11 protein-coding genes and 1 pseudogene are annotated in these 11,557 nt (G+C 58.0%); 6 read left to right on the top strand and 6 right to left on the bottom strand.

Going from position 1 to position 11,557, the window contains the following annotated elements:
- Positions 1 to 43 precede the first annotated feature (43 nt).
- A complete protein-coding gene (locus tag BOW52_RS09910; protein ID WP_330359762.1) occupies positions 44 to 1,354 on the top strand; it encodes a hydantoinase/oxoprolinase family protein in 1,311 nt (436 codons plus the stop codon).
- Here the strand turns inward: BOW52_RS09910 and BOW52_RS09905 are convergent.
- The 4 genes from BOW52_RS09905 to radC form a co-directional block, all read right to left on the bottom strand.
- Positions 1,351 to 2,553, bottom strand: a complete 1,203-nt coding sequence (locus tag BOW52_RS09905) for an EAL and HDOD domain-containing protein (RefSeq protein WP_172840294.1) — start codon at positions 2,551 to 2,553, stop codon at positions 1,351 to 1,353. The two genes, BOW52_RS09910 and BOW52_RS09905, sit on opposite strands and share 4 nt — an antisense overlap.
- Positions 2,554 to 2,666: 113 nt before the next feature.
- Positions 2,667 to 2,822 carry a 50S ribosomal protein L33 gene (rpmG, locus tag BOW52_RS09900; protein ID WP_078483918.1) on the bottom strand — a complete coding sequence of 52 codons (156 nt, stop codon included), beginning with the start codon at positions 2,820 to 2,822 and terminating at the stop codon, positions 2,667 to 2,669.
- A 12-nt stretch (positions 2,823 to 2,834) separates the two neighbouring features.
- Positions 2,835 to 3,071 carry a 50S ribosomal protein L28 gene (gene rpmB / locus BOW52_RS09895; RefSeq protein ID WP_078483917.1) on the bottom strand — a complete coding sequence of 79 codons (237 nt, stop codon included), beginning with the start codon at positions 3,069 to 3,071 and terminating at the stop codon, positions 2,835 to 2,837.
- A gap of 103 nt (positions 3,072 to 3,174) precedes the next feature.
- Entirely contained in the window at positions 3,175 to 3,849 is a 675-nt protein-coding gene (gene radC, locus BOW52_RS09890) for a RadC family protein (RefSeq protein WP_078483916.1), read from the bottom strand.
- Between the two features lie 95 nt (positions 3,850 to 3,944).
- Here radC and coaBC point away from each other — a divergent pair, with 95 nt between their 5' ends.
- The 4 genes from coaBC (at position 3,945) to argB (ending at position 9,189) form a co-directional block, all read left to right on the top strand.
- Entirely contained in the window at positions 3,945 to 5,156 is a 1,212-nt protein-coding gene (coaBC, locus tag BOW52_RS09885) for a bifunctional phosphopantothenoylcysteine decarboxylase/phosphopantothenate--cysteine ligase CoaBC (RefSeq protein ID WP_078483915.1), read from the top strand.
- 29 nt (positions 5,157 to 5,185) lie between these two features.
- The gene (dut, locus tag BOW52_RS09880) at positions 5,186 to 5,641 is read left to right on the top strand and encodes a dUTP diphosphatase (RefSeq protein WP_078483924.1); all 456 of its coding nucleotides are present in this window, start codon (positions 5,186 to 5,188) and stop codon (positions 5,639 to 5,641) included.
- A gap of 60 nt (positions 5,642 to 5,701) precedes the next feature.
- Positions 5,702 to 8,224: a phosphomannomutase/phosphoglucomutase gene (locus BOW52_RS17415; protein ID WP_078483914.1), complete on the top strand. Its 2,523-nt coding sequence runs from the start codon at positions 5,702 to 5,704 to the stop codon at positions 8,222 to 8,224.
- Positions 8,225 to 8,292: 68 nt separating this feature from the next.
- Positions 8,293 to 9,189 carry an acetylglutamate kinase gene (gene argB, locus BOW52_RS09870; protein ID WP_078483913.1) on the top strand — a complete coding sequence of 299 codons (897 nt, stop codon included), beginning with the start codon at positions 8,293 to 8,295 and terminating at the stop codon, positions 9,187 to 9,189.
- A gap of 5 nt (positions 9,190 to 9,194) precedes the next feature.
- On the opposite strand, the gene BOW52_RS09865 is transcribed toward argB, so the two are convergent.
- Positions 9,195 to 9,830, bottom strand: coding sequence for a DUF4124 domain-containing protein (locus BOW52_RS09865; protein ID WP_078483912.1), 636 nt, complete (start codon positions 9,828 to 9,830; stop codon positions 9,195 to 9,197).
- Between the two features lie 154 nt (positions 9,831 to 9,984).
- Here BOW52_RS09865 and BOW52_RS09860 point away from each other — a divergent pair.
- A pseudogene (locus tag BOW52_RS09860) lies at positions 9,985 to 10,706 on the top strand (sulfite exporter TauE/SafE family protein).
- Between the two features lie 144 nt (positions 10,707 to 10,850).
- Here BOW52_RS09860 and pyrE read toward each other — a convergent pair.
- Positions 10,851 to 11,498 carry an orotate phosphoribosyltransferase gene (gene pyrE / locus BOW52_RS09855; RefSeq protein ID WP_078483923.1) on the bottom strand — a complete coding sequence of 216 codons (648 nt, stop codon included), beginning with the start codon at positions 11,496 to 11,498 and terminating at the stop codon, positions 10,851 to 10,853.
- Positions 11,499 to 11,557 lie beyond the last annotated feature (59 nt).

The raw sequence follows: 11,557 nt of genomic DNA, 5'->3' as shown, positions 1-11,557 counted from the left end.
CGGGGCGCCGTAGGCATAAACGGTCGCGTTAAGTATTTGCCGCTTGCTTGGGCTTGGACGCCCAAAACAAGCTTCCGCAAAAATAGCGACTCCCCGAGCCGCCCAGGCGGGGCGACACTCGGTACGCATGTTGCTCTCCGGTCCGGCGGGTGGTCTGCGTGGAGCGCAGTTTATCGGCGAACTGGCGGGACGCGAACGACTACTCACCTTCGATATGGGCGGCACCTCGACCGATGTGGCGCTGATTGACGGTGAGGTGCAGTTGACCGGTGAGGGGGAGATCGCAGGTTATCCGGTCGGTGTACCGATGGTCGATATGCATACCATTGGTGCGGGTGGTGGCTCGATCGCCACGGTCGATGCGGGCGGTATGCTGCAGGTCGGGCCGGAGTCGGCGGGTGCCGATCCGGGCCCCGCCTGTTACGGGCGTGGCGGTTCACGGGTGACGGTGACCGACGCCAATCTGGTGCTGGGGCGGTTGCAACCCGATGCCTTTCTCGGCGGAAATATGAGTCTCGATCTTGCTGCCGCAACGGTGGTGGTCGATGAGCTGGCAGCAGGTTTGAAACTAACGCGCGAAGAGGCGGCGGCGGGCGTGATCCATCTTGCCAACGAACATATGGCACGTGCGCTACGGGTGATCTCGGTCGAGCGGGGTGTCGATCCGCGTGAGCTGACGCTGACCTCCTTTGGCGGTGCCGGTGGCTTGCACGTCTGTGCCCTGGCCGAGGCGCTCGGCATGGATGAGGCGCTGGTGCCGCGACACGGCGGTGTGCTCTCGGCGCTCGGCATGCTCGCCGCGCCGCGTGGACGGCAGCTCTCTCAAACGGTGACCGGACTACTGCATGCTATCGATGTCGCCATGCTCGACCAGCACTTCGATGTGCTACTGAGTCAGGGGCGTAGCGAGCTGCTGGCAGAGGGTGTTGATGAGTCGTTGATCGAGGCGCAGCGCTCGGTCGATCTGCGCTATCAGGGGCAGTCCTACACCCTCAATGTGCCGTGGTGCGGCATGCATGAGAGCAAGGCGAGTTTTCATGCACTGCACGCCCAGCGCTACGGTCATAGTCTGGGGATGGAGGTTGAGCTGGTTAATGTGCGCGTTGGTGTGCGCGGTGGCGCTTCAAGAGTTGAGCTGCAGCCGTTGGGTGAGGGTGATGTCGAGCCGTTTGCTCATCGTCCGCTCTACGGTGTGGCGGAACCGGTAGCCTGTTATCAGCGCGATGCGCTCGCTGCCGGTAGTGAGCTTTCTGGGCCAGCGCTGATTACCGAGACGGTCTCAACCACCTGGCTGGCACCCGGCTGGCACTGCCGGGTTGATGGTTACGGTAATCTGCTGCTCAGGTTTGTCTAGCCGCTGGGCAGGGCGGCGAGGGTGCTATCAGACCAGCTGAGTGCCTCAGTGTAGGTTGTGGCGACCTTCCACGGGTCGAGATCCTGGAAGGCACTCTTCTCCCAGTCACTCTGCTCATAGGCGATTACACAGTTGATCGCCTCACCTATCGCGCCCTCACGTTTCAGTAGCGCATCTTTGATCTCCTGACTAAGCGGTAGCTGCTCCAGCAGTTCGCCCATATCGGCATCCATGATCGCGTCGAGGGTGGAGAAGAGTCCTGCAGTGAAGAAACCTGCGGGTTGCGGCAACCTGGCCTGTTCGGCCAGCAGTTCGCACATCTTGCCGCGCAGCATCGAGATGTTCATCAGTTCGCTCGGTTTGTCATCGACATTGGTCAGTGAGATCAGGGTCGCCCACTGCTTGATCGCCTGCAGACCGAGATAGACGATCGCCTGTTTGATCGACTCGATCTCGCGCGGCAGGGCGAAGAAAGCGGAGTTGATGTGGCGCAGCAGTTTGTAACTGAGGGTGACATCCTGGCTGATCAGGGTCTCGATCTCTTTGTTGGAGACGTCGGCAGCCTGCAGGCTAGCGATCAGGCGCAGCGCAGTGGTGCGGTTGGAGGCGAGACGTTTGCCCTCAACGATATTGGGCTGGCAGAGAAAGTTGCCGCGAAAGTATGAGAAGCCGAGCTGTACACAACGAGCATGCACATCGCGACTATCGACCCCGTCGGCGAGGATCTCGACACCCGCTTCACGAATGGGTGTGATCGCCTCCATCATCTCGCGCAGATCGCCGATTCCAACCTGGATGCGAACGATGTCAGCATGTTTTAGCAGTTCAGCACGCTCCTGGCTGTAGACGAAGTCGTTGAGCAGCAGCTTGTAGCCGTGTCCCTTTAGTTTGAGCAGCTTCTCAATGTTTTCGTCGCTGGCTGGAGTGGTGGGTGAGATGCCGAGAATGATCTGAGGCGTTGAGAGCTGGAGCAGGGTCTCGTCGAGTTGCAACTCCGGATCAAGGTTAATGATTGCCGGTCTGCGTCCTGCAAGATTATCGAGGCCGATCTCGACCACATTGCCGATAAAGTCGCGAACGTTACTGCTGTGATCGCTATCCACGTTGATCGTGTCGTTGAAGATTAGCTCATAGGCAAAAACTTCAGAGAGGCGGTTGTAGATACCCTGGCGGGTGACGAAGACCTGTTTGCTGCTCACGCGTAATTCCATTTATTGGGAATGTGGAAATAGGGGGCTAGCTTAGGGGCTGGGTCGATTTCAGGCAACAAAAAACCCGCCGCAGCGGGTTTGTTGCTGGAACGAGATCGCTGTTACTTGATCTTCGCTTCCTTGTAGGAGACGTGTTTGCGAACAACCGGGTCGAACTTCATCATCTCGACCTTCTCAGGGGTGTTACGCTTGTTCTTCATGGTGGTGTAGAAGTGGCCGGTGCCGGCACTTGAAACCAGTTTAATCTTTTCACGCATGATAAATTCCCCTTAAACCTTTTCGCCGCGACCGCGCATGTCGGTCAGGACTGAATCGATACCGTTCTTGTCGATAATGCGCATGCCCTTGGCAGATACGCGCAGACGAATGAAGCGGTTCTCACTCTCAACCCAGAAGCGGTGGGTGTGGAGGTTAGGCAAGAAGCGGCGTCTCGTCCTGTTTTTCGCATGGGACACATTGTTTCCGGCAACGGGGCGCTTCCCGGTAACCTGACATACTTTGGACATCGTAAATCTCCGTAAAATTCTTGAGGCCACGCATACAACGTGCCGAAGAGCCGCACTTTATAGCAAATTCAATCTGGTGAGGCAAGGCAGCGGCGCGATTATTTTACAGCAATCCGTGCTCGGCGAATGAGTGGCTCTCACCGTTACCGATGATCAGGTGGTCGAGCACCCGGATCTCGACCAGTGCCAGTGCGGCCTTGAGCTGTTCGGTGATGCGCTGATCGGCCTGACTTGGCTCGGCGATCCCGGAGGGGTGATTGTGGGCAAAGATTACAGCGGCGGCATTAAATGAGAGTGCGGTTTTGACCACCTCGCGCGGATGCACGCTGGCCCCATCAATGGTGCCGTGGGAGAGCTCGACAAAACGGATCACCTGGTGACGGTTGTCGAGCAGCAGGGCGGCGAAGACCTCGTGTTGGTAGTCACGCAGCTGTGCCGTGAGGTATTGGCGGGTCTGGTCGGGGCTGGTCAGTGCATCGCCGCTGAGCAGGGTCTCGTGCAGATGGCGTCTGCCCATCTCCAGAGTGGCCTGCATCACGGCGTACTTGGCGCTGCCGAGACCGAGTCCGTTGCAGAACTGTTTCTGATCGGCGCTGAGCAGGGCGCGTAGGCTACCGAACTCCGCTAGTAGTTCACGCGCCAGGTCGACGGCGGTCTTGCCGCGGGTACCGGTGCGGAGAAAGATGGCGAGTAGTTCTGCATCTGAGAGGGCGGTCGCGCCACGTTGTAGCAGCTTCTCGCGGGGACGCTCTTCGGCGGGCCAGTCGGTGATCGGCATATTCAACTCCCTGTTGTCGGTACGGCATCCTGCCGCCGGTTAATATTAATCGGTTATCCGCATTGTTTGAAAGTTTATGTAGAATCGTCACGATTATGGATCAGCCCCTCAATGGTCAGAAAATTCTCCTCGGCATTACCGGTGGCATCGCCGCCTACAAGTGTCCGGAGCTGGTGCGCCTGCTACGCGGCGCAGGGGCCGAGGTGCGAGTGGTAATGAGTGAGGCGGCGGAGTCGTTTGTTACCCCGCTGACCCTGCAGGCACTCTCCGACCACCCGGTCCACAGCCAGCTGCTCGATAGCGAGAGTGAGGCGGCGATGGGCCATATTGAACTTGCACGCTGGGCCAACCTGATTCTGGTGGCACCGACCACGGCCAATTTCATGGCGAAGCTGGTCCATGGCGGGGCCGATGATCTGCTGACCACCCTGGTGCTGGCAGCGGAGGCACCGCTGCTGCTCGCCCCGGCAATGAACCGTGTGATGTGGCAGGACGAGGCGACCCAGGCGAATGCACGCATCCTGCTACAGCGCGGTATCGAGCTGGTTGGTCCCGATAGTGGTGAGCAGGCGTGTGGCGAGGTGGGGCCAGGGCGGATGGTTGAGCCGAGCGCGCTGCTGGCGCGGGTGGTAGAGCGTCTTGTTGAGGGGCCGCTGAACAACTTAAAGGTGGTGGTTACTGCTGGCCCGACTCGCGAGCCGATCGATCCGGTGCGCTATATCACCAACCGCAGTTCCGGCAGGATGGGGTTTGCGGTGGCCGAGGCTGCGGCTGCTGCCGGTGCTGAGGTGGTGCTGGTGGCGGGGCCGGTGGTGCTCTCCACCCCGGCGGGTGTTGAGCGGATCGATATTGAGAGCGCTGCCGAGATGGAACGTGCAGTGATGGCGGCCATCGAGGGGTGCGATATCTTTGTCGCCACCGCCGCGGTGGCCGACTATCGACCCGCCGAGGTGCAGGGACAGAAGATGAAAAAGTCTGAGGCATCACTCTCGCTATCGCTTGAGCGTACGAACGATATTCTTGCTGGCGTTGCAGCGCTCGATAGTGCGCCGTTCACGGTCGGTTTTGCCGCCGAGACCGATCAGGTGCTCGACTATGCACGCGACAAACTGGAGCAGAAGCGGCTCGATATGATCGCCGCCAATCGCGTCGGATTGCCCGGTTCGGGTTTCGATAGTGACGATAATAGTCTCCACCTGCTCTGGCAGGGAGGAGAACAGCTGCTTGAGCAGCAGCCGAAACGGCAGTTAGCGCGAACACTGATTAATGTAGTTGCGGAACGTTTTGCCGTGACTCAACAACGATAAAGAGTAGAGAGACTACAGTGAGTGAGAAGATGCAGAAGATTGAGGTGAAGATACTCGACCCACGGATCGGTAACGAGATTCCGATGCCGCACTACGCGACCCCCGGTTCGGCTGGGATGGATCTTCGCGCCGCACTTGAGCAGACGACGGTGATCGCCCCCGGCGAAACGATCCTGATCCCGACGGGTATCGCGATCCATGTCTGTGAGCCCTCACTCGCTGCGGTGATCCTGCCGCGTTCCGGTCTCGGACATAAACACGGCATTGTGCTCGGTAATCTGGTCGGTCTGATCGATTCCGATTATCAGGGACAGCTCTTTGTATCCTGCTGGAACCGTGGTTCCGACTCTTTTACCATCGAAATCGGTGAGCGTATTGCACAGCTGGTGGTGGTGCCGGTGGTGCAGGCCGATTTTGAGGTGGTCGAGGAGTTTGAGAGCTCTGAGCGTGGCGAGGGTGGTTTTGGCCACTCTGGTCGCCACTGATTTCCATCAACTTTCGGCATCGTCATGGATGCGTGGATAAGTTAGAAGAATGGAGCTTCTATGAAGGCTAAGAAAAAACCCTCAATCCGGGGTGGAATCCACCTTGTGATTCCGCTCATGGTTGTTGCTGTTACGGCGGCAATACTCTTTGCGGCCACGGCCTTTGTGGCGCAGATGCAGCTCTCGAATGGCGATGATAGCGGCCAGACGGCTCACTATGATCTGCTCGCCAGGGCGCATAGCGCCAGGGTCTCTGCCTATATCAATCACTACAGCGCGATGGCCGATAAGCTCGCCTCTGAGCCTTCACTGGCGCAGCTGTTGGTGGAGGGTAAACCGCAGGCGTTGAGCGCACGCGCCGAACAGCTCGGTTACGCCTTCCCCGATGCACTGCTGGTTCGGCTGCTGCCGCCCGGTGTCGATACGGTTGATACCACCACCACGCCCAATCTCAGTTACGCCTGTCTCGATCTGCTACACAGCGCTGATAAGGGTGAAAAGCCAGCCATTGAGATTCATCTCTTTAACAGCACGCAGGAACATATCGATATCGTACGACCGATCAAGTCGGGCGACGGCACCATCGTCGGTGCACTGCAGATCGCGCTCTCGGTGAAGGGGCTGCAGGCGACGATCGGTAAGATTGCCAACCCCGGTGGATATGTTGAGCTGCAGCAAGGGGTCGGAGGCGACCGTATGAAGCTGGCGGCCAAGGGTGCGGTGGCGCTCAAAGGCACGACATCTGTGCATACGAGCAAGATTGCGGGTACAGGCTGGAGTGTGCGTTTCTGGCCACAGCCACCGGCAAGCGGCGGTAGTGATCCGCTGCTGATCTGGGTGGTTGCCGGCGCATCGATTGCCATCCTGTTGGTTGTTCTGGTGATGGTGTTACGCCAGATCAGTGGTGCGCTGCGCAGCGATATGGCGCTCGTTATCAACATGGTCAAAGCGATGCGCGAGGGACGCGTGGTGGAACCACAGCGCGCTGCGCTGGTAGGCTGCCGCGACACCCTGGCGCTGCTGGTGCAGATGGGCCGTGGTGGTCGTGGTGCAGCTGCTCAAAGTGTTGATGAGGCTGCACAAGAAAATGGTGCGGATGGAGGTGAGTCGACGCTCGAGGATGAGATCTTCGGTGATGACAAGCTGAAAGATGATCTCGGCCCGAGTCTGATTTTTCAGGGCGACGATACCTCAATGATTGTCGATGAGGATGAGAACGTGAATCCCATCTTCCGTGCCTACGATATTCGTGGTGTGGTCGGTGAGACGCTGACTGCTGAGATCGTTGAGGATATCGGCCGTGCCATTGGCAGTGAGGCGTTCGAGCTCGGTGAGCAGGCGGTGATTGTGGCGCGTGATGGTCGTAACTCCAGCCCCGAGCTTGCCGATGCGCTGATCAAAGGTATCTGTGAGAGTGGTCGCGACGTGATCGATATCGGCATGGTACCGACACCGCTACTCTATTTTGCGACTAACCTGCTCGGTAGTACCTCGGGCGTGATGGTGACCGGTAGCCACAACCCAGCCAACTACAATGGCCTGAAGATTGTGTTGCGTGGAGAGACGATTGCCGGGGATGCGATCCAGAAGCTGCGCCGCCGTATTGAGGATGAGGATTTCCTCAGCGGTGATGGTGAGGTCAACAGCGTTGAGCTGGAGAACGAGTATAGCGAGCGTGTTCTCAAGGATGTCCGGCTACAGCGCGGCCTTAAGGTGGTGATCGACTGTGGCAACGGTGTAGCGGGCAAGATAGCTCCGATACTGCTACGTCAGCTAGGTTGTGATGTGGTGGAGCTCTACTGCAGTGTTGATGGCAACTTCCCCAACCACCACCCCAATCCGAGCGATCCTGAGAACCTTAAGGCGCTGATTACCGCTGTTGCCGGACAGGGTGCCGATATCGGTCTCGCCTTCGATGGTGATGGTGATCGCCTCGGGGTGGTCGACTCCAACGGTAAGATCATCTGGCCCGACCGACTGATGATGCTGTTTGCCCGCGATGTGATTTCACGTCACGCGGGTGCCGAAATCATCTTCGATATTAAGTGCTCCAGTCACCTCGAGCGGGTGATCCGCGAGGCGGGTGGTAAAGCGACGATGTGGAATACCGGCCATTCGCTGATCAAGGCGAAGATGAAGGAGAGCGGCTCTCTGCTGGCTGGCGAGATGAGCGGTCATATCTTCTTCAAGGAGCGTTGGTTCGGTTTCGATGATGCACTCTACGCGGCCGCCAGACTGCTCGAGATACTCTCTGCCAGTGCCGATAGCAGCGGTACTCTTTTCGATGCGCTGCCCGATAGCGTTAACACCCCAGAGCTGCAGGTGGAAATGGCCGAGGGTGAGCTGTTCCGCTTTATGAAGGCGCTGCAGGCGAGTGGTAATTTTGAGGGTGCGAAGCTGACCACCATTGATGGCATTCGTGCCGATTATGAGGAGGGTTGGGGTCTGGTGCGCGCCTCCAATACCACCCCCTGTCTGGTGCTGCGCTTTGAGGCCAACAGTGAGGCGGCGCTATCGAAGATCCAGAAGCATTTCCATGTCGAGATGTTGAAGATCAACCGCAATATCAAGCTGCCATTCTGAAAAAAGACGACAGGTGACGGGGTATACTTCGCCTCCTGCTCAGCGATGAACCAAGAGAGATAATAGAGATGAGTCTTGACCCTTCCGCCGCGATGAATACCGCTCATGTGCTCTCCGAGGCGCTGCCCTATATCCAGCGCTTCAGCGACAAGACGGTAGTGATCAAATATGGCGGTAACGCCATGGTCGATGAGAAGCTGAAGAGCGGCTTTGCCCGTGATGTGGTGCTGATGAAGCAGGTCGGGATCAATCCGGTAGTGGTGCACGGCGGTGGGCCGCAGATCGGTAACCTGCTGGAGCGGATCGGTAAGGAGAGCAAGTTCATCGAAGGAATGCGGGTGACCGACAGCGAAACGATGGACGTGGTTGAGATGGTGCTCGGCGGTCTGGTCAATAAAGAGATCGTCAATCTGATCAGTCGTCACGGCGGCTGCTCGGTCGGTCTGACAGGAAAGGATGGTGGTCTGATCCAGGCGAAGAAACTCAAGCTCAGTCGAAACGACCCCGAGCTGGATGCGCCCGAGATCATCGACCTGGGTCATGTGGGCGAGGTCGATAAGGTCAACACCTCAGTGGTTGAGATGCTGGTGCACGGTGATTTTATCCCGGTAATCGCACCGATCGGTGTCTGTGACGATGGCCAATCCTATAATATCAACGCCGATCTGGTCGCCGGTAAGGTGGCCGAGGCGTTGAATGCTGAGAAGCTGATGCTGCTTACCAATACCGCCGGTCTGCTCGACAAGGAGGGAGAGCTATTGACTGGGCTTTCGGTCAATCGGGTCGATGAGCTAATCAAGGATGGCACCATTCACGGTGGCATGTTGCCAAAGATTCGCTGCGCGCTGGAGGCGGTGCAGGGCGGTGTGCAGAGTTCGCACATCATCGATGGGCGTGTTGAGCATGCAGTGCTGCTGGAGCTCTTTACTGACGAGGGTGTTGGTACATTGATTCGCGCCGACTAGGGGCACTATCTGGTGGGGCGTAACTGCAGAAAGCGTTCCATTGCTTTGGCATATTTCTCTACAAGTTGGGCTCGTTCCACTCGTTTATTCTCGATGAATGCCCGGTTCTCTGCGATCTGTGATTGAACCATGGCGATTCCGTCGCGCATGGTGGCGCTGATCGCCTTGCCACGCCTCTCCTGTGTGGCGGCCTCTTTTTTACGATTGCCCAGGTCGCCCGATAGCTTCTCGATACGCCCTTCAGAGGTGATGATGGATGCATCGATGGCCTCGAGGTTGCGGTCGCGTACCATCTCGATCTCCTTAGCCGAACCGTAGGTTCTGACCAGGATGGAGTCGTAGATATCTTGCTTGTGTTTACGCTCCGCCTCTTTGGCGGCAAGGCGTTTCTTTTCGGCGGCGATACGCTTCTCTTCAGCGATCTCCTCCTGGGTCTTGGCGCGTGGGGTGCTACTCACGGTGCGTCCGCGGTTGCTTAGCTCGTCGCTGCCCTGTTTTACATAGGCCGGCGGCACGGTATAGCCGTAGTGGACCTGGCCAGACTCGTCTACCCAGCGATAGAGCTTGGCAGCAGAGGCCACCTGTAGTGGCACCAGCACCAGTAGCAGTGCGGTTGTCGTAATACCGAGGAGTCTGTTCATCTGAGCCTGTAGTTATCGTCAGGAGCCACCTGGTTACTAGTGATCATAGACCCTATGAGTCCACAATTTAGCAAGGGTTCCTTGAACTTTTTGTCATTCAATCAGGTTGAATGGTGTGATGCAAGTCGATGATTAAAACGGGATAATAGTAATCGTGGAGCTTACCGAACAACTTCTGCTGTTTCTCATCTCGTTGGTTGCGAACATCTTCTCCGCCTTCTCCGGGGGGGGGGCGCGGGGCTGATTCAGCTGCCCGCGTTGATTTTTCTCGGTCTACCCTTTGCTTTGGCGTTGGCGACCCACAAGGTTGCGAGCGTGGCGTTGGGTATCGGTGCCACCATCCGTCATGCGCGTGAGCGGGCGCTGGAGCGCAACTTCACCCTCTTTATCCTCGCCACCGGCATGCCCGGTGTGGTGGTGGGGGCGATGCTGGTGTTACAGATTCCAGATAGAACCGCACAGATGGCACTCGGTGTGCTGACCATGGGGTTGGGGCTCTACTCCTGGCTCAATCCGGGTCTTGGTGAAAAGCATGCACCGATTAACCGCAATCGGCGCGGCTACCTGCTCGGTGGTGGTGTGCTGTTTCTGATCGGCGTGCTCAATGGTTCGCTCACCTCGGGAACCGGTCTGTTCGTCACTCTCTGGCTGGTGCGCTGGTTTGGTCTCGACTACCGCCGTGCGGTCGCCTACACGCTGATTCTGGTCGGCATGTTCTGGAACGGTACTGGTGCGGTGACGCTTGGACTGCTGGCCGGTTCGCTGCTGGGGGGTTACATCGGTGCGCATATGGCGATCAAGAAGGGGAGTCGCTGGATCAAGCGCGGATTTGAGGTGATTACCCTGCTTGTGGGGTTGAAGCTAATCGTTGGTTAGTTAGCGGAGTGTTGAAATGCGCTCAGGCGAGCATGAGACAGGGCGAAATTGGCCGAAAAAGCGCAGTTTACTTACAGTAAATGAGCATTTTGAGGGTGATTTCAACGCCGAATCATGTCGCGTGAGTAGTAATTTCACGGTCTGCTAGAGTTTGATGCCGTACTCGGTGCGGTAGTTGCGAATCGCCTCGAGCTCACTCTCCATGCCGCCTCTGCCGTCGAGATAGGTGATCAGGTCGTTGAGGGTGACGATGCTCGCCACCTTGATGCCATAGCTCGCCTCGACCTCCTGGATCGCCGAGGTCTCACCGGTGCCGCGCTCCTGACGATCGAGTGAGATTGCCACGCCTGCCGCTTTAGCGCCCGCTGCCTCGAGGATTGCCATCGACTCACGGATCGCGGTACCGGCGGTGATCACGTCATCGATGATCATTACCTTGCCCTTCAGCTCGGCGCCGACGGTGCTACCACCCTCACCGTGATCCTTCGCCTCTTTGCGGTTAAAACAGTAGGGGACGTTGTGGTCGTGGTGGTCGGCCAGTGCGATTGATGCTGCCGCAACCAGTGGGATGCCCTTGTAGGCGGGGCCGAACATCATGTCGTAGTCGATGCCGCTCGACTCCAGGGCGGCGGCGTAATAACGCCCCAGCTTGGCCAGTGCAGCACCGGTGTTGAACAGGCCGCTGTTGAAGAAGTAGGGGCTGACACGGCCCGACTTGAGGGTGAACTCACCGAAGCGAAGTACGCCGACCTCGATAGCGAAGTCGAGAAAATCGGATTGGTACTGTTGCAGCGACATGGGTTTACTCCTGAAGTCAGTGTTTGGACCGGTATTCGGTGGCGCAAGATTCT

The organism is Solemya pervernicosa gill symbiont, from assembly GCF_002020875.1.
Classification (GTDB): Bacteria; Pseudomonadota; Gammaproteobacteria.
The sequence above is the reverse complement of the archived record's forward strand: the minus strand, read 5'-3'. Positions and strand labels throughout refer to the sequence as shown.